Raw genomic sequence first — 25,233 nt, 5'->3', positions numbered from 1 at the left:
TGCTTTACCCTCGCTTGCGAAGTTCTCTGGGCCAGAACCGTCGAGGAAGGCACAACTTTATCACCGTAGCTTTGAATCGAGCATAAGCCGATGGAGTAGGCCGCGGTTCGACACGCTTCCTGTGGACGCCCTCGCCGGGCTTGCGTTCCTGCCGGGGCGAGGGCACGTTGACGGGTGGTGGCGGGGGAGCGTCGGCCCGGTGCAGCCCGCGGTGCGAGGGCCTGCGCGCGAAGGCGGGCTGGGTGGCGGGCGTGGGCTGGCGCGCGGGCTTGCGCGGGCTCATCGGCTCTTCGGCGGAGCCGCCCGCGGCGACCCTGGTCAGCATGAGCGAGGCGCGTACGGAGTCGAGGCGTGTCGCCGGGTCGATGCGCAGCAGCGCGTCGAGCACGGGCGCCAGCGGCCCCGCCTTGGTCATCGGGATCGGCTCGCCGCTGGTGAGCGCCGCGAGCGCGGCGGCGGCGGTGCGTCTGCCGTGCAGCCCCCTGCCCTCGACGGCGGTGTAGAGGGTCGCGCCGAGCGACCACAGATCGCCGGCGGGGCTGGCCTTCGAGCCCAGCACCCGCTCTGGAGCGATGTAGCCCGCGGACCCCAGAACGATGCCCGCCTGGGTGATGGAAACGTCACCTTCGAGTGCGGCCAGGCCGAAGTCGGTGAGCACCGCCCGGTCCTCGGTCACCAGCACGTTGCTCGGCTTGACGTCGCGGTGCAGGATGCCCTTGGCGTGCACGGCCCGCAGCGCGCCGAGGATCTGCCGGCCGATCTCGGCGGCCCGGCGCGGGTGGAGCGGTCCTTGTTCCTGGATGAGCTGTTCGAGGGACTTCGCCCGGAGCAGCTCCATCACGATCCACGGCCGGTCGTCCTCGGTGACCACGTCGAACACGGTGATGACCGAGGGGTGCGTGACCATGGCGGTGGCCCGGCCCTCGCGCTCGGTGCGCGCGCACAGCTCGGCACGCAGCTCCTCGTCGAGAACGGACGGCAGCCGCACTTCCTTGACCGCCACGTCCCGGTCAAGCAACTCGTCATGTGCCCGCCAAACGGTGCCCATGCCGCCCCGACCGACCGGCTCCATGAGCCGATAGCGCGCGGCGAGTAGGTAACCGGAGGGCGCACGCATGCCAGGCAGCTTACCTATTTGTGTAAACCGACCAGTAGAGGCGGGGCCGATAATTTGTTGCGAACTTAAGTCAACCCGCCTGACTCGTCACGTCAGCAAACCTCCAGGCCACATCCTCCCAGTTGATGAGGCCCCACAGTTTCTCGACGTAGTCCGGACGCACGTTGCGATACTGAAGGTAGTACGCGTGCTCCCACGCGTCGAACACGAGCAGCGGCGTGGTGTTCATCCCGACATTGCCGTGGTGGTCGTAGACCTGCTCCACGACCAGTCTGCGGCCGAGCGGCTCCCAGGCCAGCACGCCCCAGCCGGAGCCCTGCACCGACGCGGTCGCGGTGGTGAGCTGCCGCTGGAACGCCTCGAACGTGCCGAAGTGCTCCACGATGGCGCCCGCGAGCGGGCCGTCGGGGCGGTCGCCGCCGTCCGGTGACAGGTTCTCCCAGAAGATCGAGTGCAGCACGTGGCCGGACAGGTTGAACGCGAACGTCTTCTCCAGCCCGACCAGGCCGCCGAACTCGCCCTTGTCGCGCGCCTCCGCGAGGCGTTCGAGCGTGTCGTTGGCGCCCTTCACGTACGCGGCGTGGTGCTTGGCGTGGTGCAACTCCAGGATCTCGCCGGTGATGGCCGGTTCGAGGGCGGAGTAGTCGTAAGGCATGTCGGGAAGGGTGTAGTCCCCCATGGGTCCTCCTTGTCGATCTGCGAAGTCGATCTACGAAAGGAGACTATTGCAAGTCATTCGCAACTGCATCAGACTTGCGACCTAGGTCCTCCGTCGGCGGGCCGGCAAGGGCCGGCTCGGCCCCGCCCGCCGGCGCGTTTTCCCGCCCGGCCCTCTCGGGGCGTTTCCGCAGCTCATCGGCCAGGTGTGTCGTCCGGCACAACGACTCGTCGAAATCTTGTGCATGATGCCTGGTAGGGGACTTTCAGGCGTACGGCAGGCTGACTTACAGGAAACACCGGGCTCCGTCAGCGACTTGTAAGGGTGCCGTAAGAGGCGGGGGGCATGGTTGAGCCTAGAAAGAAGGCGAGCTCCCACGGACGGCCGGAATCTGTCGGTCCCGAACGTCAGACTGAGGGCACACCCCGAGGTCCACTCCGAGGTCCACCACCGTTAACGACCGATGAAGGACGTGATGAAGATGCGCCAGATCCAGGTTCGCCGCCGGCCGAAGAAGTCGACCAGAGCCGCTCTGGACCTTCGCACTCCGTCAGGGCGCCAGCTGCCCTTTTGAAAACCCGCATTCAGGAGCGCAATCTGAGAGGTGCGCGATGTGCAGTCACTACCCCGCTTGCCCGAGTGCCGACTCCCTCGACCGTGAGCGGTCGCACGTCATCTCGGCCCACCCCGATCAGGGCTGGAGCCTTCTCTGCAACGGCGTCGTGCTGTTCGACGACACCGGCCTGCTGCTGCCCGACGGCTCCGTCGTGGCGCCGCACCGGGCCCCGGTGGCCGCGTGAGCATCTCCTGGGTCACCAGGCCGGAGGAGCAGCGAGACCTCTCGGCGATCCGCGAGGTCCTGCTCGCGGCGTTTCCGACCGCGCTCGATGCCGACCTGGTCGACGCGGCCCGCGACGCCGGTGAGTCCCTGGTGCTCGTCCTCGGGCACCCCGCCTACCACCCCCGCTTCGGCTTCGTCCGCGCCTCCGCGTACGGCATCAGGGCGCCTTCGACGTGCCCGACGAGGCCATGACGGCGCTCGTGCTCGACGACCGGCGACCGGTGCCCACCGGCACGATCGCTCACCCGCCACCCTTCGCCCTGTGACCACACCCGGCCCCTGCCGGGCCGCCGGCCTTCGCCCGGTCGCCGGCTGCCGACCGCTCGGTCCTTGACCCGCGCGGCCCTCACAACGCCGTCGTGATGATCAGCGGCGGCCGATCGACAGCACCGGGCCGGTCTTGTCGGTGAAGAAGTCTTCGCCCTTGTCGTCGACGACGATGAACGCGGGGAAGTCCTCGACCTCGATCTTCCACACCGCCTCCATCCCCAGCTCCGGATATTCGAGCACCTCGACCTTCTTGATGCAGTCCTGCGCCAGCCGCGCCGCAGGCCCGCCGATGGAGCCCAGGTAGAAGCCGCCGTGCTCCTGGCACGCCTCGGTGACCTGCTTGGAGCGGTTGCCCTTGGCCAGCATCACCATCGAGCCGCCCGCGGCCTGGAAGCGCCCGACGTAGGAGTCCATCCGGCCGGCCGTCGTCGGGCCGAAGGAGCCGGAGGCGTAGCCCTCGGGGGTCTTGGCGGGGCCGGCGTAGTAGACGGCGTGGTCCTTGAGGTATTGCGGCATCTCGCCGCCATTGTCGAGCAACTCGGCGATCTTGGCGTGCGCGATGTCACGGGCGACGACGAGGGGGCCGGTGAGCGAGAGCCGCGTCTTGACCGGATATTTCGTGAGCTGGGCGAGGATTTCCGGCATGGGGCGGTTGAGGTCCACCTGGACGACGTCGTCGGAGAGGTGCTCGTCGGTCGTCTCCGGCAGGTAGCGGGCCGGGTCGGTCTCCAGCTTCTCCAGGAAGACGCCCTCCGGCGTGATCTTGGCCAGCGCCTGGCGGTCGGCCGAGCAGGAGACGGCGATGGCGACCGGGCAGGAGGCGCCGTGGCGGGGCAGGCGGATGACGCGGACGTCGTGGCAGAAGTATTTGCCGCCGAACTGCGCGCCGATGCCAAGCTTCTGGGTCAGCTCGAAGACCTTGGCCTCCATCTCCAGGTCCCTGAACCCGTGCCCGGACGCGGAGCCCTCGGTGGGGATGGAGTCGAGGTAGCGGGCGCTGGCGTATTTCGCGGTCTTGAGCGCGTATTCGGCGGAGGTGCCGCCGACGACGACGGCCAGATGGTACGGCGGACAGGCCGCCGTGCCCAGCGAGCGGATCTTCTCCTCCAGGAAGGCCAGCATGCGCTTCTCGTTGAGCACGGCCTTGGTCTCCTGGTACAGGAACGACTTGTTGGCGGAGCCGCCGCCCTTGGCCATGAACAGCAGCTTGTACTCGTCGGGGTGCCCGTGGGGGTCCTCGGCGTAGAGCTCGACCTGAGCGGGCAGGTTGCTGCCGGTGTTCTTCTCCTCCCACATGGTGAGCGGAGCCATCTGCGAGTAACGCAGGTTGAGCTTGGTGTAGGCGTCGTACACGCCGCGCGAGACGTGCTCGGCGTCGAGGCCGTCGGTCAGCACGTGGCGGCCGCGCTTGCCCATGACGATGGCGGTGCCGGTGTCCTGGCACATGGGCAGCACGCCGCCGGCCGAGATGGAGGCGTTCTTCAGCAGGTCGAGGGCGACGAAGCGGTCGTTGCCGCTGGACTCGGGGTCGTCGATGATCTTCCTGAGCTGGGCGAGGTGCGAGGAGCGCAGGAAGTGGGAGATGTCGTGGATGGCCGTCTCGGTGAGCAGCCGCAACGCCTCAGGATCGACTTCGAGGAACGTACGCCCCGCCGCTTCGACCTTCCGCACCCCCTCCGACGTGATCAACCGGTATTCGGTCTCGTCGGCTCCCAGCGGAAGCAGGTCGGTGTAGTCGAACTCGCCCATGTCCATCCTTTCGGTCCTCCAAGAGATTACGCTCCCTTGGCCCGACCGTCGGACCGGCACAGGCTTTGCACGCTCCTGGCTGAAAGGCTCAGGCTTCCGAGGGCCGTACGGCCGCCTCGGCGCCCGAGCGCGCGGAGCCCAGCCCGAGCAGGATGCCGGCGACGACCAGCCCGGCGCCCAGCAGATCGTACGCCGACGGCATCGCGACCCCCAGCACCGCGCCCGTGACGATGGCGGCCACCGGGATGAGCCCCGCGAACAGCCCCGCCCGGCCCGGCCCCAGCTTGGGCAGCGAGCTGTACCAGAGGAAGAAGGCGATCACGGTGACCACGACCGCCAGGTAGGCGAACCCGAGCGCCTCGGTCAGCGTGGGCACTCTGACCAGGTCCGTACCGGCGTCGATCAGCCCCACCACGACCAGGGTGGGCACGGCCAGCGCGGTCGAGTAGGCCGACACCCTGATCGCGCCCAGCTTGGGCAGCAGCGGGATGGCCAGCAGCGAGAAGCACACCTCGCCCACGAGCGCGCCGAGCGCCCACAGCAGGCTGGCGGTGTCGCCGCTGCCGAGGCCGGTGGCCAGGGTGGCCCCGGCCACGACCACGGCGGCGCCGGACAGCAGCCGGGGCGCGGGCCGGCCGCCGGCCAGCGCGAGCGCCAGCGGCACGGTGCCGAGCACGGTGCCCACCAGGGCGGGCCCCGAGGCGCGGGTGGACTCGACCACGCACACGTTGAAGATCACCAGGCCGAAGAGCGTCAGCCCGCCCAGGCACAGGAGCTCGCGCGCCGTCATGCGGACGAACCGCAGGCCGAGCACTCGCGTTATGAGGAGCAGGATGACCGAACCGACAAGATACCGAACGGCCTGCCCGCCGTATATCGGGTAAGCCTCGACGAGTTTCGAGACGCCGGCCAGCGTGCCGACGAGGAACATGGCCGAGGCGGCGCCGATGATGCCGTTTCTCATGCGAAGGATGCTAGGGAGACAATGGTTCGTTCAAACAGTCCAATGTCCCGCCGAGAGACAGGACCAATATGGCTGACCTCCATATCCAGATAAGGCGGGGCGAGGGGGCCATCGCCGGGCAGATCGCGGCTGAGCTGCGCGACTCCATCCGGGGCGGGCGGCTCACTCCCGGCACCCGCCTGCCCGCCACCCGCGATCTCGCCTCCGACCTCCAGGTCTCCAGGGGCGTGGTGGTGGAGGCGTACGAGCAACTGGTCGCCGAAGGCTTCCTGATCTCCAGGGTGGGCGTCGGCACCCAGGTCACCCCCAAGAACGCGCGTGGCGTGCCCAAGCCGCGCGACACCGCGCGGCACCGGCCCGATCAGCGGCCCAGCCAGCAGGCAGGTGGGCCTGGCAGGACCCCCGCCAGGGGCACGTCGCACTACGGTCATCGCCCCACCTCCCCGGACCTCAGCCACTTCCCCCGTGAACGCTGGCTGGCGGCCGTCAGGCATGTCCTGACCACCGTACCCTCGGACGCCCTCGATTACGGGGACCCCGGTGGCGTGCCTGAGCTGCGTGAAGAGCTCGCCGGCTACCTCCGGCGAGTCAGGGCCGCCGACGTGCGCCCGGAGAACCTCGTCATCGTGGGCGGCGTGGCGCAGGGCCTGAGCCTGGTCCTGCACGTGCTGACCCAGCAGCGGCCGATCCGGCTGGCCGTGGAGGACCCGACCAGCCACCGGCAGGTGCCGCTGCTGCGGCGGGCGGGCGCGCGGCTGGTGCCGGTGCCGGTGGACGAGCAGGGCCTGGACGTGCGGCGGCTGAGCGGGGAGGCCGTGCTGGTGACGCCGGCGCACCAGTACCCGACGGGAGTGGTGCTGTCGCCGCCGCGCCGGGCCGCGCTGATGGAGTGGGCGTACGCGGGGGACCGGGCGATCCTGGAGGACGACTACGACGCCGAGTTCCGCTTCGACCGCGACCCCGTCGGCTGCCTCCAGGGGCTGGCGCCCGGCCGGGTGATCCTGTCCGGCAGCGTGAGCAAGGCGCTCGCGCCCGGCCTGCGGCTGGGCTGGGTGGCGGCGCCGCCCGATCTGGCCGAGGCGATCCGGCGGGCGCGGGGCGAGCTGGACCTGGGCTCGCCGGTCATCGAGCAGTACGCGCTGGCCCACTTCCTGCGTACCGGCGGCTACGACAAGCACCTGCGGCGCATGCGCAGGGAGTACCGGCGGCGCAGGGACGCGCTGGTCACGGCACTGGGCGCGGAGCTGCCCGAGGTGCGGGTGAAGGGGATCGACGCGGGGCTGCACCTCTACCTGGAGTTGCCGGACGGGTGGAACGAGCCGCGCACGGTGCGGGCCGCCCGCGAGCTGGGCCTGTCGGCCGAGGCGGTGGGGCCGATGCGGGAGGCGGCGGGGCCGCCGGCCATGGTGGTGGGCTTCGCGCGGCTGCCCGTGCACAAGGCGGCCGACGCGGTACGAGGGTTGAAGGTCAGCATGTCAGGACAAATCTCTGAATAAGGGAGTATTTCGCGGGAAAGCGGGAGGCGTTATGCGGGTGGGACTGCTGGGTCTGGGCCGGATCGGAGCCTTTCACGCCGCCACCCTGGCCGCGCATCCCCTCGTGGACGAGCTGATCGTGGCCGATCCCGTACGCACGTCGCCGTACGGCGGACCGGGGGACCCCTTCGAGACCGACGCCGTCGTCATCGCCACCCCGACCAGCACCCACGCGGACCTCATCCTTGAGGCGTGCGCCAGAGGCGTCCCCGTGTTCTGCGAGAAACCGGTGGCGGGGACGGTCGCCGCGACCGTCGAGGTGCTGCGGGCCTGCGCGGGACACCGCGTGCAGATCGGCTTCCAGCGCAGGTTCGACCCCGGCTACGTCGCGGCGGAGCGCGCGGTGCGCGGCGGCGAGCTGGGCGAGCTGCACCGGGTGCACCTGGTCACGGCCGATCCCGCGCCGCCGCCCGCCGAGTACCTTCCGACGTCAGGGGGCATCTTCCGCGACTGCCACATTCACGACTTCGACATCCTGCGCTGGGTGACCGGCCGCGAGGTGACCTCCGTCTACGCGCGCGGAGCCAACCGCGGCGCGGCGTTCTTCCGGGAGGCGGGCGACGTGGACAACAGCGCCGCGCTGCTCACGCTCGACGACGGCACGCTCGCCACCTTGCAAGGCTCGCGCTACAACGGCGGCGGGTACGACGTGCGCATGGAGCTCGCGGGCACCAGGCGCACGCAGGCCGTCGGGCTCAGCCCGCGCGCCCCGCTGTACACCACCGAGGACCTGCCCGGCCTGGACAAGCCCTGGCCGGACTTCGTCGCCCGGTTCGAGACCGCCTACCGGGACGAGATCGACTGCTTCCTGACGGGTGGCACGAGCCCGTGCACGATCACGGACGCGCTGGAGGCCCTGTACGTGGCCGAGGCCGCCGACCTGTCCCTGCGCGAGGGCCGCCCCGTCGAGGTCGCCGAGGTACGGCTCCAGGCGTGACCGGGGCCTGTCAGGTGGAGACCAGGCCATGGCCTTGGGCTGGGACGGGGCCTGTCAGGTGGTGGCCGTCGTGCGTCTCGGCTCGAAGCCGGGCGCCAGCAGGATGATGACGGCGGCCAGCACCAGCGGCGCGGCGAAGGCCACGCGCATGTTCGCGGCCTCCGCGAGGCCGCCCACGAGGGCCGCGCCGACGATGAAGCCGACGTAGTTGAACAGGTTGACCCGGGCGATGGCCACTCCGGTCCCGGCCGGGTCGAGCCGGCCGGCCGCGGAGAACGACTGCGGCGCCACCACCGCGAGGCCCACCCCGGTCACTCCGAAGGCGACCAGCCCGAGCAGCTGGTTCGGGGCCAGCACGACCGACGCGAAGCCCACTGTCGCGATCACGCCGCCGACCCTGACGATGGCGGCCGGCCCGTACCGCCTGACGGCGAGGTCGCCGCCGAGCCTGACGGCCAGCGTGGTCGCCTGGTAGGCGGCGTAGGCCAGCGGGACCACCCAGGGCTCGGCCGTCAGCACACCCTGCATGTAGACGGAGCTGAAGTTGGAGACGGCCGCGTCGCCGACGTACAGGAAGGCCATGGCCAGGCAGAGCGGGATGATCGGCCGCCACGGGAAGCCGTCGAAGTGCGCCGGCCCTGTCTCGGGCTTCTCCTCGCCCGTCGTGTAGAGAGAGCGGCCGAAGATCAGGGAGCCGGCCACGGCGAGCAGCATCGGCAGCGTCATGATCAGCTCCAGCGGGAGACGGGCCGACGCCGCCGCCGACGCCCACAGCGCTCCGGCCATGCTGAGCGCGCTCCACACGCAGTGGAACCCGTTCAGCACCTGGAGGCCGTACCTGCGCTCGACCGCCACGCCCTGCATGTTCATGCCCGCGTCCACCGCGCCCAGCGCCAGCGCGTACACCAGCAGCACGGGCACGAGCAGCGCCACCTGCGGCGCGAACCCCGCCAGCACCACGGCGGCGGCCACCGCCGGCTGCGCGATCCGCAGCAGCAGCCTGCTGCCGAACCGGGCGGCGAACGCCCCGGCCCCCACGCTGCCCACCCCGGCGAACACCGGCACGATGAGCAGCAGCAGCGTGAGCGAGCCCTCGTCGAGGTGGTGCCTGGTCTGCAGCGACGCGATCTGGACGAGCAGCGTGGCGAGGGACAGCCCTTGTACGGCGAAGACGGCGTACGTGGCGATGCGGGCCTGGCGATCACGCAAGGACGGCACGGCGGCCTCCTGATCGGGGGGAAATCAAACGTGAGGCGCGGTCAGGTTAGCCGCTGTCACAGGCCCTCCGCCAGCACCGGAACGCAACGAGTGATCTCTGGCCGCGGCCCAGACGCCGAGCGCGAGCAGCGCCGCCACCTCACTGACCGCCAGACCCCGCTCCACCAGCCCCAACGGCATGACGCGGTACCACGGCAACCCCTCGGCGGCTCCGACGAGCATCATCGTGCCGATGCCCGCCACCCACAGCACCGAGCAGATCCCGAACCCGAACGCCACGAGCATCGCCCGCGACCGCTCCCGCCGCCAGGGCCTGGCGATGATCACCACCGCCAGCGGCAGGCAGAGGAAGGCGACGAAGCTGCCCACGCGGTGGATGCTGCCGCTCAGGCTGGGCCCGACCGACCAGTCGTGCTTCTCGAACCAGGCGGCCGCCAGCAGCCCGGCGCTCCAGCCCATGAGCGCGATCGTGCCGAACACCCCGGCCAGCCTCTTGCGCGCCAGCGACACCCCGATGGCCACGGAACCCACCGCCAGCAGGCCCACGCCGAGGGCGAAGATCCAGCCGTCGGGGCCCAAGCCGTGCTGACTGATCGTCCGCCTGAACGGGTCCATCTCGTCGAAGCTCGCCAGATCCAGGCCCAGGATCACCGCGATGCCCGCGCCTGCCACGCCGAGGCCCCACCGCGCCGGTTGATGCACGCGCACACCCCACTTCGACCGGTCCCTTGTGTACGGATCAACGGCCGTACCCGAAGGAGGATTCCTAAGAAAACGGTGAGAAAACCCCCCGCCGTACGGCGCGCCCATCGCCACGCCGACGTGAACGAGAAACTCATGAGAGAGGATTGCCGGACTACCCGCCGGAATCCATCGACACCTGTCCAATCAGGACGAGCGAACGGCGCGACCGCCAGATATCGTCAGAAGTGTGAACGAACGCGCGGGATCGTGGTTGCCGAAACTTCAGGAAGTCGGCGAGCGGCTGGCCGAGGAGTGGGTGTCCGCCCGCCGGCCGCAGGGGGCGGACGACGTGCCCCAGCCGCACGAGCTGCGCGCGTCCGACGCCGACAGGGAGCGCATCGCCCAGGTGCTCCAGGACGCGCACGCCGACGGGCGCCTCACGCTGGACGAGCTGGAGGAACGGCTCGGCGTGCTCTACGCCGCCCGCACGCTCGGCGAACTGGCCGAGCTCACGAGGGACCTGCTGCCCGCCGACCAGCAGCCGCTCAACCTGGACGGCCGGCCGGTCTCGGCGATCTTCAAGAAGGAGCAGCGCGGCGGGCGCTGGGTGGTGCCGGCCGAGCTCGGGGTGACGGCCATGTTCGGCACCACCAAGCTCGACTTCCGCGACGCGATCCTGCAGAACCGGCGGATCATCATCAACGCCACCCTCGTCTTCGGCGGGCTGGAGATCCACGTGCCCGAGGGGCTCGAAGTGATCAGGGTGGCCAAGGACAAGACGGTCCGCCTGACCAAGCAGCCCACCGGGCCCGAGGCGCCGGTGGTGGAGGTGCGCACCACGAACTTCGCGGGCGAGGTCAAGGTCAAGGAACCACCCCGCCGCAAGCGCCGCCGCTAGGGGGCTGGGCGCCCGGCGTCGGCGGCCGACGAGCGCGAGGCCGGTGCCCTGCTTGGCCGGCCCGTGCGGGCTCAGCCGGCCGTGTCGAAGTTGATCGCGCTGTACGCGCGCAGCTTCCACAGCTGGTGCTCACTCTCGATCTTGCGGATCGTTCCTGACCGGCCGCGCATCACCAGCGACTCGGTCACCGCCGAGCCGGACCGGAACCGTACGCCCTGCATGAGCTCGCCGTGTGTGATGCCGGTGGCCGCGAAGAACACGTCGTCGGACTTGACCAGGTCGTTCGTGGTGAGCACCTGACTCAGGTCGTGACCGGCGTCCACCGCCCGGCTCCGCTCGGCGTCGTCGCGCGGCCACAGCTTGCCCTGGATCACGCCGCCCAGGCACTTGAGCGCGCACGCCGCCACGATGCCCTCGGGCGTGCCGCCGATGCCGAGCATCAGGTCGATGCCGGTGCCCGCGCGGGCCGCCATGATCGCTCCGGCCACGTCGCCGTCGGTGATGAACTTGATCCGCGCGCCCGTCTCCCTGATCTCCTTGACCAGTCGCTCGTGCCGGGGCCGGTCGAGCACGACCACGGTCACGTCGGAGGGCGAGCAGTGCTTGGCCCTGGCGACCGCCTCGATGTTGACGGACACGGGCGCCTCGATGTCGACCACGTCGGCCGCCTCGGGGCCGGTGACCAGCTTCTCCATGTAGAAGACCGCGGACGGGTCGTACATGGAGCCGCGCTCGCTCACCGCGATGACCGACACCGCGTCCGGCATGCCCAGCGCGGTCAGCCTGGTGCCGTCGATGGGGTCGACCGCCACGTCGCAGTCGGGGCCGCTGCCGTCGCCCACGTGCTCGCCGTTGAACAACATCGGGGCGTGATCCTTCTCACCCTCGCCGATGACGACCACGCCGTTCATGGAGACCGTGCTGATCAACTGGCGCATCGCGTTGACCGCGGCGCCGTCCGCGCCGTTCTTGTCGCCCCGGCCGACCCACCGGGCCGCCGCCATCGCCGCCGCCTCCGTGACGCGGACGAGCTCCAGCGCCAGGTTGCGGTCGGGCGCGCGCTCGCTCGTGGCGAGCGCCGCGGGCACGGAAGTCTGATCGGACATGTCGGTGGCCCTCCTCGTCGGACGTCTACCTCGATCGTAGTTGCCGGTCTCTTCCCGGTCAGAGGGGGATAATCTGGCTCCGGAGAACGGATTTTGCGCCATACGCTGTGCGCGGCATGGATCTTGCCTCCAACATGGAGCGTGGCATCCCGCCGTGGAGGAGATCCCGAATGAGCGATGTGGAGAACGCGGTCGCCCAGCCGCGCACGTCCGAGCGCGGCGCGGCCACGCGCAGCTCGCTGCTCGCCGCCGCCAGGGCGGTCTTCGTCTCCAAGGGCTTCGCCGAGGCCGGCGTGACGGACGTGGTGGCCAGGGCCGAGGCCAGCGTGGGCAGCCTCTACCACCACTTCTCCGGCAAGGCGGATCTCTACCTCACGCTGTGGGAGGAGTTCCAGGCCAGGCAGACGCAGCGGACCAAGCAGGCCGCCCGCGCGGCCAGGGCGACCGGCGAGAGCGACCCGATGCGGGTGTTCGTCGGCGCCGCCCGCGCCTACCTCGACGGCTGTCTAGAAGAGCGCGAGCTGGCCGAGCTGTTCCTGCGCGGTGACGGGCCGCCTGGCTTCGAGGTGGTCATGCGCGACCGGCTGCGCAAGTGGGCGCAGCTCAACGCGGCACTGTTCGAGGACGACACCGCGCTCGTGGTGGTGCTCACCGGGGCGCTGGCGGCGGCCGTGCCCGAAGTGCTCCGCACGGGTGACCGCGACCTGGCCGAAGAGGTCCTCACCATCATCGGGCAGATCCGGCCGGCCGCTTCGGCGACCGCCGCCTCCAGCGGGTAGCCTCGGCGACTGTGCGACGGTTCACCCAAGGTTTCTACGGCTACGCGGTAGCCCTGTTCGTCTGTCTCGCGGGCGCGGGGCTGTTTCTGCTGGTCACCCCGCAGAGCCGGGAGGAGCACATCCCGCGGCTCGACTACTCCATCACCGTCGCCAACTTCGGCCACACGGTCCCGTACGGCGTGTGGGCGCCCCAGGCAGATCCGGCGAACTGGGTGCCCAACAGCAACAGGATCGCCGAGGGCGAGAACGGCGCGAAGGTCCTCTACCTGGGCTACGCCACCGCCGCGCGGCAGCACGCGATGTTCGCGCAGAGCGACGAGCGGCCGGCGGCCGGGTTCGCCAGCCGCATGGCCAACACCGACAAGGCCGCAGGCAGCCAGCAGGTCGGCGGCGTCGCTTGGGAGCGGCGCTTCAGGGAGGACAAGAACCAGCGCTCGCTGGTGCGCGTGCTGCCCGACGTGACGCTCGTCATCACCGGGACGGCCGACTGGACCGAGCTGGGCGAGCTGGCGGCACGCCTCCAGCAGCGACCCAAGGGCTGAGCGTGCCGTGATTGTCGGCCGGTCCCTCTAGGGTGGTGACGTGGCAGACGAGAAGGCACCCTCATACGAGCAGGCCCGCGAGGAGCTGACCGAGGTGGTGCGCCGCCTGGAGACCGGCGGGCTCACCCTGGAGCAGTCGATCGAGCTCTGGGAGCGCGGCGAGAAGCTGGCGGCCGTCTGCGAGGAATGGCTCCAGGGAGCCAGGGTCAAGCTGGCCGCCGCCATGGCCCGCCGCTCCGAGCCCCCCTCCCCCGGCTCCGACGACGCCCCCTTCTAGGGGCTTTCAGAGCCGCACGCAAACGCGCTTCGGGCCGCACGCACACTCTGTGGACACGCGCTTCGGGCCGCACGCACACGACCTGTGGGGCGCGTTCACGCGAGCTTCGGGCCCGCCGTCTCGCGAGCCCGCCCCCTCCCACGGGCCCGCGAGGGGCGTCAGGCGTCCGTTCTGACCAGGGTCACCACCGGGATGCGGCGGGTGGTCTTCTTCTCGTACTCGGCGAACTGGGGCGCCTGCTCCACCATCCTGGCGTAGAGGCGGTCGCGCTCCTCGCCCTCGGCGACGACGGCCTTCACCTCGAACGTCTCCGTCCCGATCTCCGCCGTGGCCGCGGGCGTGGCGACCAGGTTGTGGTACCACGCCGGGTTGCTGTCGTCGCCCCCCTTGGAGGCGATGACGACGTAGCGGTCGTCGTCCTTCAGGTACATCACCGGCGTGGTGACGCGCCTGCCGCTCTTGGCGCCCGTGGTGGTGAGCAGCACCAGCGGCGCGCCCTCGAACATGCCGCCGACCCGGCCCCCGTTCTCGCGGAACTCCTTGATGATCTGCTTGTTGAACTCGTTGTAGTCGATGGTCACGCTTCCGCTCCTCAGTAATCGGAGAACTCTCCGGTTGCAGCCTAATCGGAGAGCTCTCCGTTTGTCACCGATATGCTCGACCACGTGTGCGGACGCCGATTCCTGCCCGTGGTCGGGCAACCCCAGCCCGAGCGGGCCGATGCCGCGCGCAACCGGCAGAAGATCATCGACGTGGCGACGCGGATGATCGCCGAGCACGGGGCGGCGGACCTCTCGCTCGACGAGGTCGCTCGCGTGGCGGGCGTGGGCGTGGGCACGGTCTACCGGCGTTTCGGCGACCGTACGGGCCTGGTGATGGCGCTGCTCGACGAGGGGGAGCGGCGCTTTCAGGAGTCCTTCTTCGCCGGGCCGCCGCCGCTCGGCCCCGGCGCTCCCGATGGCGAGCGGATCGTCGCGTTCATGCGGGCGCTCGTCGACCGGGTGGTGGCGCAGGAGGAGCTGTTTCTGCTGCTGGAGAGGGGCAAAGCGAAGGGGTTCAGCACCCCGTACCAGATCTACCACGTCCATCTCACGGGGCTGCTGGCGCGGGCGTGCCCGCGGGCCGACGCCGCGTACTTCGCCGACGCCCTGCTCGCGCCCGTCAACGCCTATCTGATCGCCTTCCAGCGGGAGGAGCGCGGCATGACGGTCGAGCAGATCAAGTCAGGCGTGACCGCCGTGGCCGAGGCCATGCTCCGCTAGGTCATCAGGCAGAGCAGGTTGCCCTCCGAGTCCCTGAACGCGGCCATCCGGATCTCCTTGTCGCGGGTGCCGAACGTCCCGTCGTCGGTGAAGACCAGGTGCGGCTCCTGGACGATCGCGACGTCGTGCGCGCGCAACCGGGCCACGTCGGCTTCGAGGTCGTCCGTGGCGAGGTAGAGCACCGCCGAGGGCGCGCCCTTCTCGACCAGCAGGCGTACGCCGTCGAGGTCGAAGGAGGCCAGCCCGGGCGGCCGGTAGGTGGCGACGTGCCGCAGGCCGAGCACGTCGCGGTAGAAGGCGGTGGCTCGGTCGAGGTCGTCGGCGTGCTGGGCGACCTGGGTGAGTCCTCTCATGCGCCGAACGTAGACCCCGGAGCCGTCACGCGCTCCCGCTTCGACCCGTTACGCATTCTCCGCCTCGTCGGGTTCTTCGGCGCGGACGGTCAGGCGGTCGTCGCTCAGCCGGATCGTCAGGAGCGTGCCGGGGGAGACGTCCTTGGCCAGGCGGACCACGTCGCCGGACGGGTGCTGCACGATGGCGTAGCCGCGTTCCAGCGTGGCGGCGGGGGACAGGGCGATGAGGCGGGCGCGCAGGTGGGTGAGGTCGTCTTCTGCGCGGTCGAGCGAGGACGACAGCGAACGCCTGGCCCGGTCGCGCAGCGCCTCGGCCTGCTCGGCCCGGCGCTCCAGCTCGCGTACGGGATCGGCCAGGGAGGGCCGCGAGCGCACGGACGTCAGCCAGGACATCTCCCGGTCGAGCCAGCCGCTCACCACCCTGCGGCCACGGTCGCGGAGCTGGCGCACCAGCGTGAGCTGCTCGCCCACGTCGGGCACGACCTTCTTGGCCGCGTCGGTGGGCGTGGAGGCCCGCACGTCGGCCACCAGGTCGAGCAGCGGGCTGTCCTGCTCGTGGCCGATCGCGCTCACCACGGGGGTGCGGCAGGCGGCCACGGCGCGCACCAGCGTCTCGTCGGAGAACGGGAGGAGGTCTTCGAGCGAGCCGCCGCCCCTGGCGACGACGATCACGTCGATCGAGGAGTCGGCGTCGAGCTTGCGCAGCGCCTCCGTCACCTCGGCCACCGCGTAAGGCCCCTGGACGGCCACTTCCTCGACCTTGAACCGCACCGCCGGCCAGCGCCTGCGCGAGTTTTCCAGCACGTCGCGCTCGGCCGCCGACTCACGCCCGCAGACGAGCCCGATCGTGCCCGGCAGGAACGGCAGCCGCCGTTTCCTGTCGGCGTTGAACAGCCCCTCGGCGGCCAGCAGCTGCCTGAGCCGCTCAAGCCTGACCATCATCTCGCCCACGCCGACCGGACGCATCTCCAGCGCGGTGAAGGCGAACGAGCCCCTGTTGACCCAGAAGTCGGGCTTGACGTGCAGCACCACCCTGGAGCCGTTGGCCGGCCGAGGCACGGTCGCCTCGTAGACGCCGCGCGGGGCGGTGACCCTCGCGGACACGTTGGCGACCGGGTCGCGCAGGGTCAGGAACACCGTGCCGCCACGGGTGCTCAGGTCGGTGATCTCACCTTCGACCCAGACCGTGCCGAGTCTGCCGATCCATCCGCCCACCATTTGCAGGACCGTGCGGATCGGCAGGGGAGACTCAGGCGTGGTCTTCGAGCTCATGGCGGAAGACTACGGGTTCGGTGCGACGTTATTCCCCGGCCTGCAGCTTGGCCAGGCGGTTCTCGAACATCTTGATGACCTCGGGCCGCGCGGCGGTGGACCGCTCGAACTCCAGGTAGGAGCCGATCTGCTCGGCGCTCTTGCCGCGCATCCTGGCGCGCAGGGACGCCACGGTGAGGCTGGAGTAGCCGGGCAGCGGCTCGGTCAGGTCCACGGCCGCGGCGGCGGCGGGCTCGGGGGCCCTGGCCGGCTCGGCGGTCGCTGCGGCGGGCTCGGGGGCGGCGGCCGGCTCGGGCGCCACCTCGGGAGCCTTGCCGGAAGCCTTGTCCGAAGCCTTGGTCGCGGCCTTCGGCTTGGCGGCCCTGGTCCTGGGCTTGGCGGCCTTCGGCTTCGTGGCGGGCTCCGGCTCGGCCACGGCGGGCTCGACCACGGCGGCCTCAGTCACGGCGGCCTCAGTCACAGCGGGCTCGGTCACAGTGGGCTCGGCCACTGCGGGGTCGGCCACGGCCTTGGGCGCGGCGGGCGCGACCTCCGGCTCGGGCGCGGGGGTGACGACCGGCTCCTGGACGGGCTCGGGCGCCACGTCCGTCGTGGTGACGGCCTCTTTGGCGGCGGTGCCGGCCTGGGCGGCGGCCTCCGGCTCGGGCTCCGCGGTCGCGGGCTTGGAGACGGTCTCCGGCTTGGCGGCCTCGGGCTCGGCGGCGGGCGCCGGCGAGGTCTTGGGAGCGGGGGAGAAGATGACCGGGTCCGGCTTGGTCTTGGCGACCCCGTTGGGCTCGGCGGCGGGGCGCGGGGCGAAGATGACCGGCTCCTTGCGCTCGGCCTTGCCCTCCTCGGCCTCGGCCGGCGCGGCGGCCACCTGCTGGGCGGCGGAGGGACGGGAGTCCTGCTCCTCCTCGTGCTCCTCCTTGGAGCCGATGCCCTTGATGGAGTTCTTCATGCGGTCCACGAGCAGCAGCGCCTGCCCGGCGGCGCTCAGCGTGGTCTGGACGACGAGAAGCGGCAGGTCCTTGGCCTTCTCCTTGAGTTCGTCCTTGTTGGTAACGGTTTTAGCGATGTTGCGTATCACGTCGCTGAAGGACATGTACGTCTCCCTGGGAGGTCAGTGATGGACGGACAGTCTGGCAAATCGCGGGCAACCACGCACGCGCGGGCCAGAACGCCGCTCCACGTAGCATAGAAAGTATGGAGCCCCAGACCCCCACTTCCCGCCGAGTCCTCGTTGCCAAGCCACGGGGCTACTGTGCCGGAGTCGATCGAGCCGTGGTAGCGGTCGAGAAGGCTCTGGAGCAGTATGGTGCCCCGGTCTACGTGCGCAAGCAGATCGTCCACAACACCCACGTCGTCAAGACGCTCGAGGCCAGGGGCGCCGTCTTCGTCGACGAGACCGAGGAGGTGCCCGAGGGCGAGATCGTCGTCTTCTCGGCCCACGGCGTCTCCCCGGCCGTCCACGAGGAGGCCAGACAGCGCGGACTGCGGACGATCGACGCCACGTGCCCGCTGGTCACGAAGGTGCACAACGAGGCCAAGCGGTTCGCCGCCGCCGACTACGACATCCTGCTGATCGGCCACGAGGGCCACGAGGAGGTCGAGGGCACCTCGGGCGAGGCCCCCGACCACATCCAGCTCGTCGACGGCCTCGACGCGGTCGGCAAGGTGCAGGTGAAGGACCCGAGCAAGCTCGTGTGGCTGTCGCAGACCACGCTCTCGGTCGACGAGACCACCGAGACCGTCGCCCGGCTCAAGGAGCGCTTCCCCACACTCATCGACCCGCCCAGCGACGACATCTGCTACGCCACCCAGAACCGCCAGGTGGCGGTCAAGGAGATCGCCGCCGAGTCCGAGCTGGTCATCGTGGTCGGCTCCGACAACTCCTCCAACTCCAAGCGGCTGGTCGAGGTGGCGAAGGACTACGGCGCGCGGGCGTCGTACCTGGTCGACAACGCCGACTACATCCGCGACGAGTGGCTCGACGGCGTCACCACGGTCGGCGTCACCAGCGGCGCCTCGGTGCCGGAAGAGCTGGTGGCGGAGGTGCTGGCGCGGCTGGCCCGCCACGGGTTCGGCGACGTGACGGAGGTCGAGCCGGTGGAGGAGCGCATGCGCTTCGCCCTGCCCCACGAACTGCGCAAGGACCTGCGGGCCTCATGAGCCCCGACGCCGGTCCCTGGCTTTCCGGTGAAGCCGGGGACCGGTTCTAGTCTTCGCCGCGCGGCGTGCCGTACACCTTGGGCTCGAAGTAGCCCTCCGGCTCGGGCACGAACGGCTGGCGCGGGCGCGGCACCTCCGCCGCGTCCGCCTTCAGCTCCTCACGAAGCTCGCGTACGTTGTCGCGCAGCCCGCGCCGCCACGCCACGCCCAGCACGATCGCCGAGCCGGCGAACAGCCACGGCGCGCCCCGCGTCATCGACGTGTAGAGGCCCAGCGCCAGCGACTGCACCACCGACACCGAGCCGAATGCCCGCCCGAGCTCGACGAACAGGGTGGCGCAGAAGAACACCAGCGGCGGCGTCACCACCAGCGACAGCAGCTCGCGCCGGTTGACCAGCAGCGCGCCGAGCGTGCTGGCCAGCACGAACGCCGCGCCCACGATGTGGTCGACGTCGAACACGGCCGCCAGCACGTAGCCCGCCAGGGTGGCCACCAGGGCGAGCGCGATGGCGCCGCGCGCCGTCAGCCTGACGGCAGAACGCCTGCCCTTCTCACCCACTTGCCCTCCCCCGTCACTGCGACCCGTTGGCCAACTTACCGTTCGCGTGGGAAATCAGTGAGGAGGTTTCGAGCAGTTCGGGGGAGCTCAGGGGTCTGGGCAGCCCTTCGAGCATCTCAGGGGAGTCGAGATCGCCGTCAACGACGCCGAGATCGTGAAGTTTGCGTGCGGTGACCAGGACACGGCTTTCGAGCGATCCGACCGACTTGTTGTACGCCTCCACGGTCCGGGTGAGCGCCCTGCCGAGCGACTCGACGTTCCTGCCGAGGGACGACAGTCGTTCGTACAGCTCCTTGCCCAGCTCGAACACCGCCCGCGCGTTCTCGCTCAGCGCCGCCTGCTGCCAGGCGTAGTGCGCGGTGCGCAGCATCGTGATCAGCGTCGTGGGCGTCGCGATGTGCACCCGTCGCGTCATCGCGTACTCCAGCAGGGAGGGGTCGCGTTCGAGCGCCGGCGCCAGGAACGCCTCACCGGGGATGAACAGCACCACGAACTCCGGCGACGGGTTGAACCCCTGCCAGTACGCCTTGGCCGCCAGCCGGTCGACGTGCTCGCGCACGTGCCGGGCGTGGGCGTCGAGGCGTACGGTCGCGAGCGACTCGTCCGACGCCTCCGCGGCCTCCAGATAGGCCGCCAGCGAGACCTTGGAGTCGACCACGATGTTCTTGCCTCCGGCGAGCCTGACGACCATGTCGGGCCGCATGGAGCCCTCGGTGACCTGCTCGTCGAAGTCGCAGTAACGCTGCATGCCGGCGATCTCGGCGACCCTGCGCAGCTGCAGCTCGCCCCACCGGCCCCGCGCCTCGGGCCGCTGCAGGGCCCTGACCAGGGCGGTGGTCTGGGAGCGGAGCTGGTCGTTGCTCCGCTGCACGAACTCCATCTGCTTGGCCAGCTCGGCCCGCGCCGCCCGCTGCCCCGACTCGGAGTCGCGCAGCTGGGACTCCACCCTCGTGAGCGCGTCCTTCAGCGGCTCGACCAGGTGCTCGACGGCCAGCCTGCGTTGTTCGAGATCGCCCGCAGCCTCGGCCCTGGTGGCCGCGAGGCGGCTCTCCGCCAGCTCGAGGAAGCGCACGTTGTTGACGTCGAGCGCGCGCGTGGACAGGGCCTGGAAGCGCTCGGCCAGCTGTTCCTCGACGTAGACGAGTTTCTCGGCGGCCGCCCTGGCCCGCGCGTCCGACTCGGCGATCCGCACCGCGGCCCGCGTCCTGGCCACCAGGAACCCCACGAGCAACCCGACGGCGAGACCTATGAGAAGCGAGACGACGTCCACTCCATCGATGATTGCAGGCCCGCCGGGCCCCGATCTCGCCGACACGCTTGGGCGTTCCGCTTGTGCGGCACATCTCTCGTCACGCAGAGTACCGGCATGAACACGGGACCGAAGATGGCCGCGGCGGGCGCCGCCCTGGCGATCACCCTGATCGCCCTGGCCGGAGCCGTCATCGCCGGGTCGGGGAGCGGCACCCGGCCGCGTCCTGTCCTGCGCTGGTCCCCCGGCGCCTGCGTCACGGGGGAGTACGCGCTGACCGCGTGCAACGGCGGCGAGTCCGAGGTGGTGGCGCTGGCCCCCGACCCGCCGGGTCTCGGCGACTGTCCCGAGGACACCGACGACGTCCTGCGGGTCGGAGCCGGACGTACGGCGTGCGTGCGCAACTTCCTCGAACCGCACCCCGGCACGCCCGGCGGGGGCGGCGGCCTGCTCAGGCCGGGCGACTGCGTCACGCTGGACGGCCGCGAGCGGCCGTGCGCGGGCCCGGGCTGGTACGGCAGGTCCGTCGCGATCGTCGAAGACCCCGATGCCTGCCCCTCCGGCACCCTGGACGCCCTCGACGGCGACTCCCACGTGATCTGCCTGGGCCCGGGCGGCCAGGTGCTCGACCGGGGCGCCTGCGTGGCCGAGCCGGCCACGGACGTGATCGCCAGGTCCGCCGTCACCAGGGTGCCGTGCGACTCTTCCGACGCCTGGGCGAGGGTGCTGTCGTTCGAGGGCGAGCCGTCGGCCTGCCCGCGGGGCACGCGCCGTTATCTGCGCGCCGAGCAGGCCTATCGTCCGGTTACCTGTCTGTCCGTGCTGAGCCAGTAAACTCGGCGCCGTGAGCGAGCGAAGCGAGTCAACCATCCAGCGCGGCCGTCCTGGCCTCTTCCCGGTGACCCTCCTCCCGGTGACCCTCCTCCCGGTGACCCTCCTCCCGGTGACGGAGTCGGTCGGATGAGCCTGTCCATCGGGATCGTCGGCCTGCCCAACGTCGGCAAGTCCACGCTCTTCAACGCGCTGACCAAGACCGGCAACGCGCTCGCGGCGAACTACCCGTTCGCCACCATCGAGCCCAACGTGGGCATCGTCGGCGTGCCCGACGACCGGCTCCCCAAGCTGGCCGAGATCTTCGGCTCGGCCCGCATCCTGCCCGCCAAGGTCGAGTTCGTCGACATCGCGGGCCTGGTGAAGGGGGCCTCGGAGGGGCAGGGCAGGGGCAACCAGTTCCTCGCCAACATCCGCGACACCGACGCGATCTGCCAGGTCATCCGGGTCTTCAACGACCCCGACGTGACCCATGTCGACGGCGAGATCTCCCCCAAGCGCGACATCGAGACCATCAACACCGAGTTGATCATGGCCGACCTGCAGACGGTCGAGAAGGCCGTCCCGCGCCTGCAGAAGGAGGCGCGCAACAACAAGGACAAGAAGGTCGCGCTGGAGGCGGCGGAGGCCGCGCTGGCCGTGCTGGAGACCGGCAAGACGATCTTCGAGAGCGGTCTCGACCGTGCCGAGCTGCGCGAGCTCCACCTGCTGACGGCCAAGCCGTTCCTGTACGTGTTCAACCTCGACGCCGACGAGCTCACCGACACCGCGCTGCGCGAGCAGCTGTCCGCGCTGGTCGCCCCGGCCGAGGCGGTCTTCCTCGACGCCAAGATCGAGTCGGAGCTGGTCGAGCTCGACGAGGAGGAGGCGCTGGAGCTGCTGCAGTCGGTCGGCCAGGAGGAGTCGGGCCTGCGCCAGCTCGCCAGGGTCGGCTTCGAGACGCTGGGGCTGCAGACCTACCTCACGGCCGGGCCGAAGGAGACCAGGGCCTGGACGATCCCCAAGGGCGCCACGGCGCCCGAGGCGGCCGGCGTGATCCACACCGACTTCCAGCGCGGCTTCATCAAGGCCGAGGTGATCTCCTTCGAGGAGCTGGTCGAGGCCGGCTCGATCGCCAGCGCCCGGTCGGCGGGCAAGGCCCGCATCGAGGGCAAGGACTACGTCATGCGCGACGGCGACGTGGTGGAGTTCCGCTTCAACGTCTGACGGGCGTCGGAGCCCGGGGCACATGGGGGAGTTCCGTTCGCGGCGAGCCGGTCACGGTGAGCGATGGCTTGCTACGGTAGGTTACCGGCGGCGGATGGCGGCGAGGCTCATCGGTGGCTGCCCCCGGGTGTGAAGCTGAACGATTGCTCCGGGGACAAGTGATGCGTCAACCACTTTGGGCCCCCGCGCGTCGAATCGTCACGGCGTTCACGCTGACTCGGGAGGCCCTCATGATCCGTCGCATCATCCGGAAACGACGCCCCGCGCCCACGCTCGCGGGCATCAGCCTGGAGGAGGAGCTCGCCCTCATCAGGGTCGAGCTCATGTACGGCCTGCGCGTCAACCGCGAGGCGTACCTCCGCAGGAAGGTCGACGAGCGCAACGAGATGACGACCCGCATGAGAGAGCGTGAGCCCGCCGAGATGCTGGCGGATCTCCGTGGCTCCCTGGAGCGGACGGTGCAGCCGACGGTCGTCGATCTGCGCAGCCGGCGCCAGTCGCGCACCCACCAGGATCCCGAGCCCGCCTGACCGGACCCGCCCCCCGTTCGGGGTCCGCTCGGGACTCTGAACGGGGCCCCGCTCGGGGCGGGGCTCGGAGCTCGGCCTGGATCTGGTTCAGACTCATGCCGAATCCGCAGGTCGCGAGAGTCCATGCCTGTTTTGGACAGGAAAGCGTGGCCGCCGCGGTATGCGATTTTAGGCGTCTGGCCTGGTCAAAAGCCCATTCCACCGGGAACGCACAGGAATCGGCACCGTGGCCTGCCATACGGGCCCGGTTTGCCGTGTGGACTGTCATGCCGCAGCATGGGCGTGGCTTTCCTGGAACAATGGCGGAGACCGGATAGGGTGACTACTTCACCGCGGATGATGGGGATCGGCAACGGACGACACCGCGCCAGCCGGGGGGATCGGCGCGAGCGGAGGCGTGATGGCTCGTAGGTCTACCGTCCAGCATGATCCTCGGATCGCTGACGGGCCCGGGCTTTCCGCAACCCTCGATCCGGCCGACTATGACGCGCCGCCGCCCCGCAGGCCGCGGCGTGGCGGCTGGTCGGGTGGCGGCGGACGGTGGCTGGTGTGGACCGGCCGCATCATTCTTTGGGCACTTATTGTGGTGGTTGTCGTGAATGGGGTTCGTGCCCCATTTGAGAGGTTCACTCAGCAAGAGCCGGCGACAACAAGTGGCGCCGCACCTGCTGACAAGGGATTTCCCGCCGAGCAGGGCATGGCTTTCGCGGCCCAGTTCGCCGGCGTCTATCTCAATTTCAGCCCGGAAGACGCCGCCAGCAGGTCGAGCAAGCTGAAGGCGTTCCTGGCCGAGGGCATGGATCCGCAGCTGGGCTGGGACGGCTACGGCAAGCTGGCCGCCGTCGCCATCCAGCCGTACGACATCGAGGCGAGCGACGACAGGAACGCCGTGATCAACGTGGCCTACCAGTCGGGCCCGCGCCGGATGATGCTGTCGGTCCCGGTCTACTACTCCGGCGACGAGGCCGGACGGCGGTTCGTGATCTCCGGCCGGCCGGCGATCCTGCCCGCCCCCGCCCCGGCCGACCTGCCACAGGTCGCCGCGCCGGAGACGGACGACGCGGCGGCCGCCGAGCTCAAGCCCCAGCTGGAGGGCTTCTTCAAGGACTACGCCTCAGGCGACACCGGCGGGCTGCAGCGCTACGTCGCCGCGGGCAAGAGCCTGCCCAGCTTCGCGGGCGCGTTCACCTTCTCGCAGCTCAAGGAAGTCGTGGTGCCTGTGGGGGGTGCCACCCGAGAGATCCAGGCGGTCGTGGTGTGGGCCGTGCCGAGCGATCCCCCGCCCACTCCCAACACCACCGACCCCGCGGTGGTCGGCGGCACGCTGGAGCAGGCCTACCGCCTGACCGTCGAAAAGCAGGGCGACAAGTGGTTCGTCGCCGACATCCGCGGTGGCGGCCGGGTCGCTGGATAGAGGCACGGCCGTGCTGCTGATCGGTACCCCCCGGGAGGACAAGAAGTGACCTTGAAGACCGTAATGCTCACCTTGATGGAGATGACGCCGACTCCGACGCCCACGGGCATCGACACCGGAGGGCTGGCCAACTTCCTGCGCGCCTTCTTCGCGCCGCTGTTCCTCGTCGTGGTCTCCGTGGTCGCGCTGTTCTTCCTCTTCACCCGCGAGATCACGCGCTTCGTGCAGTTCCTCATCCTGGCCGTGGCCATCGGGGTGATCTTCTACGTTCCCAACATCATCGAGGTGACGGCGAAGGCGATCGCGGGCGCACTGGGCATCAGGTAAGGGTTGAGACCGCTCCGCGGCGGTCATGTACGAGCGGGTGGAGAGGAGGACCGCGTGGACCTGCCCACTTACACGAACATCTGGCGGATCGAGAAGCGGCTCTACAAGCTGTACGACCTACGGCTGCCGATGCCGCTGCCGATCGTCTGGATCGGCGTGTTCGTCGGGGTGTTCGTCCCGTGGTCGCTCCTGCTGGTCCTGGTGGGCGTGCCGGTGGAGATGCCCTGGCACGTGCTGTTCCTGGTGCCGCCGGGCATCGTGACGTGGTTGTCCACCCGTCCCGTCATCGAGGGCAAGCGCCTCACCGAACTGCTGGAGTCCCAGCTCCGCTACCTGGGGCAGCCGAAGGCGTGGTACCGCCTGGCGCCCAGCTCCGAGCCCGAGGCCGTGACGTTCTCCGGCCGGGTGTGGCGCACCGCGCCCGTGCGCGCCAAGTCGAAGGGGCCGCGCAAGGCCCGCCATCCGCAGCGCAGGCGCGAAGGCGCCGCCGGGCCGCGCCAGGTG

29 protein-coding genes are annotated in these 25,233 nt (G+C 70.4%); 16 read left to right on the top strand and 13 right to left on the bottom strand.

The window, feature by feature from the left end; genetic code table 11:
- Positions 1-4: 4 nt before the first annotated feature.
- Together ABFX54_RS45050 and ABFX54_RS45045 are read right to left on the bottom strand one after the other, a co-directional pair.
- Positions 5-1,117 (bottom strand): serine/threonine-protein kinase, encoded by a 1,113-nt coding sequence (locus tag ABFX54_RS45050; RefSeq protein ID WP_346113146.1) that lies wholly within the window; start codon positions 1,115-1,117, stop codon positions 5-7.
- Positions 1,118-1,187: 70 nt separating this feature from the next.
- A complete protein-coding gene (locus ABFX54_RS45045; protein ID WP_346113145.1) occupies positions 1,188-1,796 on the bottom strand; it encodes a superoxide dismutase in 609 nt (202 codons plus the stop codon).
- Between the two features lie 590 nt (positions 1,797-2,386).
- Between ABFX54_RS45045 and ABFX54_RS45040 the strand changes: the two genes are divergently transcribed.
- The gene (locus ABFX54_RS45040; protein ID WP_253757104.1) at positions 2,387-2,575 is read left to right on the top strand and encodes a DUF5999 family protein; all 189 of its coding nucleotides are present in this window, start codon (positions 2,387-2,389) and stop codon (positions 2,573-2,575) included.
- On the top strand, positions 2,572-2,808 hold the full coding sequence (locus ABFX54_RS45035) for a hypothetical protein (protein ID WP_346113143.1): 237 nt from the start codon (positions 2,572-2,574) through the stop codon (positions 2,806-2,808). The genes ABFX54_RS45040 and ABFX54_RS45035 overlap by 4 nt, the downstream gene beginning before the upstream one ends.
- 174 nt (positions 2,809-2,982) lie before the next feature.
- Here the strand turns inward: ABFX54_RS45035 and ABFX54_RS45030 are convergent, their stop codons facing one another.
- Both ABFX54_RS45030 and ABFX54_RS45025 read right to left on the bottom strand, forming a co-directional pair.
- A complete protein-coding gene (locus tag ABFX54_RS45030; RefSeq protein WP_346113142.1) occupies positions 2,983-4,635 on the bottom strand; it encodes a fumarate hydratase in 1,653 nt (550 codons plus the stop codon).
- 88 nt (positions 4,636-4,723) lie between these two features.
- Positions 4,724-5,599, bottom strand: coding sequence for a DMT family transporter (locus tag ABFX54_RS45025; RefSeq protein ID WP_346113141.1), 876 nt, complete (start codon positions 5,597-5,599; stop codon positions 4,724-4,726).
- A 68-nt stretch (positions 5,600-5,667) separates the two neighbouring features.
- Between ABFX54_RS45025 and pdxR the strand changes: the two genes are divergently transcribed.
- Together pdxR and ABFX54_RS45015 are read left to right on the top strand one after the other, a co-directional pair.
- A complete protein-coding gene (gene pdxR / locus ABFX54_RS45020; protein WP_346113140.1) occupies positions 5,668-7,095 on the top strand; it encodes a MocR-like pyridoxine biosynthesis transcription factor PdxR in 1,428 nt (475 codons plus the stop codon).
- A gap of 31 nt (positions 7,096-7,126) precedes the next feature.
- Entirely contained in the window at positions 7,127-8,071 is a 945-nt protein-coding gene (locus ABFX54_RS45015) for a Gfo/Idh/MocA family protein (protein WP_346113139.1), read from the top strand.
- Between the two features lie 54 nt (positions 8,072-8,125).
- Here the strand turns inward: ABFX54_RS45015 and ABFX54_RS45010 are convergent, their stop codons facing one another.
- Together ABFX54_RS45010 and ABFX54_RS45005 are read right to left on the bottom strand one after the other, a co-directional pair.
- Positions 8,126-9,289 (bottom strand): MFS transporter, encoded by a 1,164-nt coding sequence (locus tag ABFX54_RS45010; protein WP_346113137.1) that lies wholly within the window; start codon positions 9,287-9,289, stop codon positions 8,126-8,128.
- 24 nt (positions 9,290-9,313) lie between these two features.
- Positions 9,314-9,991, bottom strand: a complete 678-nt coding sequence (locus tag ABFX54_RS45005) for a DUF998 domain-containing protein (protein WP_346113135.1) — start codon at positions 9,989-9,991, stop codon at positions 9,314-9,316.
- A gap of 229 nt (positions 9,992-10,220) precedes the next feature.
- Between ABFX54_RS45005 and ABFX54_RS45000 the strand changes: the two genes are divergently transcribed.
- Positions 10,221-10,871: a DUF1707 SHOCT-like domain-containing protein gene (locus ABFX54_RS45000; RefSeq protein ID WP_346113134.1), complete on the top strand. Its 651-nt coding sequence runs from the start codon at positions 10,221-10,223 to the stop codon at positions 10,869-10,871.
- Positions 10,872-10,942: 71 nt separating this feature from the next.
- On the opposite strand, the gene glpX is transcribed toward ABFX54_RS45000, so the two are convergent.
- On the bottom strand, positions 10,943-11,977 hold the full coding sequence (gene glpX, locus ABFX54_RS44995; RefSeq protein WP_346113133.1) for a class II fructose-bisphosphatase: 1,035 nt from the start codon (positions 11,975-11,977) through the stop codon (positions 10,943-10,945).
- Between the two features lie 170 nt (positions 11,978-12,147).
- Here glpX and ABFX54_RS44990 point away from each other — a divergent pair, with 170 nt between their 5' ends.
- From ABFX54_RS44990 to ABFX54_RS44980, 3 genes are read left to right on the top strand one after another with little or no spacing between them, the layout of a single operon-like run.
- Positions 12,148-12,756 carry a TetR/AcrR family transcriptional regulator gene (locus ABFX54_RS44990; protein WP_346113132.1) on the top strand — a complete coding sequence of 203 codons (609 nt, stop codon included), beginning with the start codon at positions 12,148-12,150 and terminating at the stop codon, positions 12,754-12,756.
- An 11-nt stretch (positions 12,757-12,767) separates the two neighbouring features.
- Positions 12,768-13,298 carry a DUF4245 domain-containing protein gene (locus ABFX54_RS44985; protein WP_346113131.1) on the top strand — a complete coding sequence of 177 codons (531 nt, stop codon included), beginning with the start codon at positions 12,768-12,770 and terminating at the stop codon, positions 13,296-13,298.
- Between the two features lie 40 nt (positions 13,299-13,338).
- Positions 13,339-13,575: an exodeoxyribonuclease VII small subunit gene (locus ABFX54_RS44980; RefSeq protein ID WP_346113130.1), complete on the top strand. Its 237-nt coding sequence runs from the start codon at positions 13,339-13,341 to the stop codon at positions 13,573-13,575.
- A 158-nt stretch (positions 13,576-13,733) separates the two neighbouring features.
- On the opposite strand, the gene ABFX54_RS44975 is transcribed toward ABFX54_RS44980, so the two are convergent.
- Positions 13,734-14,156 carry a nitroreductase family deazaflavin-dependent oxidoreductase gene (locus tag ABFX54_RS44975; RefSeq protein WP_346113129.1) on the bottom strand — a complete coding sequence of 141 codons (423 nt, stop codon included), beginning with the start codon at positions 14,154-14,156 and terminating at the stop codon, positions 13,734-13,736.
- Positions 14,157-14,240: 84 nt separating this feature from the next.
- Between ABFX54_RS44975 and ABFX54_RS44970 the strand changes: the two genes are divergently transcribed.
- Positions 14,241-14,837 (top strand): TetR/AcrR family transcriptional regulator, encoded by a 597-nt coding sequence (locus ABFX54_RS44970; protein WP_346113128.1) that lies wholly within the window; start codon positions 14,241-14,243, stop codon positions 14,835-14,837.
- Here the strand turns inward: ABFX54_RS44970 and ABFX54_RS44965 are convergent.
- The 3 genes from ABFX54_RS44965 to ABFX54_RS44955 are packed head-to-tail and all read right to left on the bottom strand — an operon-like array spanning position 14,834 to position 17,546.
- Positions 14,834-15,190, bottom strand: coding sequence for a VOC family protein (locus tag ABFX54_RS44965; RefSeq protein WP_346113127.1), 357 nt, complete (start codon positions 15,188-15,190; stop codon positions 14,834-14,836). The genes ABFX54_RS44970 and ABFX54_RS44965 overlap by 4 nt on opposite strands.
- Positions 15,191-15,238: 48 nt before the next feature.
- Positions 15,239-16,462 carry an exodeoxyribonuclease VII large subunit gene (gene xseA, locus ABFX54_RS44960; protein WP_346113126.1) on the bottom strand — a complete coding sequence of 408 codons (1,224 nt, stop codon included), beginning with the start codon at positions 16,460-16,462 and terminating at the stop codon, positions 15,239-15,241.
- Between the two features lie 28 nt (positions 16,463-16,490).
- Positions 16,491-17,546, bottom strand: a complete 1,056-nt coding sequence (locus ABFX54_RS44955) for a hypothetical protein (RefSeq protein ID WP_346113125.1) — start codon at positions 17,544-17,546, stop codon at positions 16,491-16,493.
- Positions 17,547-17,647: 101 nt separating this feature from the next.
- On the opposite strand from ABFX54_RS44955, the gene ABFX54_RS44950 reads away from it, so the two are divergent.
- Positions 17,648-18,613 (top strand): 4-hydroxy-3-methylbut-2-enyl diphosphate reductase, encoded by a 966-nt coding sequence (locus tag ABFX54_RS44950; RefSeq protein WP_346113124.1) that lies wholly within the window; start codon positions 17,648-17,650, stop codon positions 18,611-18,613.
- Positions 18,614-18,659: 46 nt separating this feature from the next.
- On the opposite strand, the gene ABFX54_RS44945 is transcribed toward ABFX54_RS44950, so the two are convergent.
- Entirely contained in the window at positions 18,660-19,172 is a 513-nt protein-coding gene (locus tag ABFX54_RS44945; protein ID WP_346113122.1) for a DUF6542 domain-containing protein, read from the bottom strand.
- A gap of 13 nt (positions 19,173-19,185) precedes the next feature.
- Complete coding sequence (locus tag ABFX54_RS44940; RefSeq protein ID WP_346113153.1) at positions 19,186-20,451, bottom strand: DNA recombination protein RmuC; 1,266 nt, start codon at positions 20,449-20,451, stop codon at positions 19,186-19,188.
- 87 nt (positions 20,452-20,538) lie between these two features.
- Here ABFX54_RS44940 and ABFX54_RS44935 point away from each other — a divergent pair, with 87 nt between their 5' ends.
- The 6 genes from ABFX54_RS44935 to ABFX54_RS44910 all read left to right on the top strand — a co-directional run.
- A complete protein-coding gene (locus tag ABFX54_RS44935; protein ID WP_346113120.1) occupies positions 20,539-21,255 on the top strand; it encodes a hypothetical protein in 717 nt (238 codons plus the stop codon).
- A 126-nt stretch (positions 21,256-21,381) separates the two neighbouring features.
- The gene (ychF, locus tag ABFX54_RS44930) at positions 21,382-22,458 is read left to right on the top strand and encodes a redox-regulated ATPase YchF (RefSeq protein ID WP_346113118.1); all 1,077 of its coding nucleotides are present in this window, start codon (positions 21,382-21,384) and stop codon (positions 22,456-22,458) included.
- A 230-nt stretch (positions 22,459-22,688) separates the two neighbouring features.
- Positions 22,689-22,988, top strand: a complete 300-nt coding sequence (locus ABFX54_RS44925) for a hypothetical protein (RefSeq protein WP_346113117.1) — start codon at positions 22,689-22,691, stop codon at positions 22,986-22,988.
- A gap of 697 nt (positions 22,989-23,685) precedes the next feature.
- Positions 23,686-24,402, top strand: coding sequence for a conjugal transfer protein (locus tag ABFX54_RS44920; protein ID WP_346113116.1), 717 nt, complete (start codon positions 23,686-23,688; stop codon positions 24,400-24,402).
- A 63-nt stretch (positions 24,403-24,465) separates the two neighbouring features.
- The gene (locus ABFX54_RS44915; protein ID WP_106240705.1) at positions 24,466-24,729 is read left to right on the top strand and encodes a hypothetical protein; all 264 of its coding nucleotides are present in this window, start codon (positions 24,466-24,468) and stop codon (positions 24,727-24,729) included.
- A gap of 54 nt (positions 24,730-24,783) precedes the next feature.
- Positions 24,784-25,233 (top strand): conjugal transfer protein (locus ABFX54_RS44910; RefSeq protein ID WP_346113115.1); only part of this gene is annotated, 450 nt, incomplete at its 3' end.

This window comes from Nonomuraea maheshkhaliensis (assembly GCF_039529435.1).
GTDB classification, from domain to species: domain Bacteria; phylum Actinomycetota; class Actinomycetes; order Streptosporangiales; family Streptosporangiaceae; genus Nonomuraea; species Nonomuraea maheshkhaliensis.
This window is presented reverse-complemented; position numbering and strand designations above follow the sequence as displayed.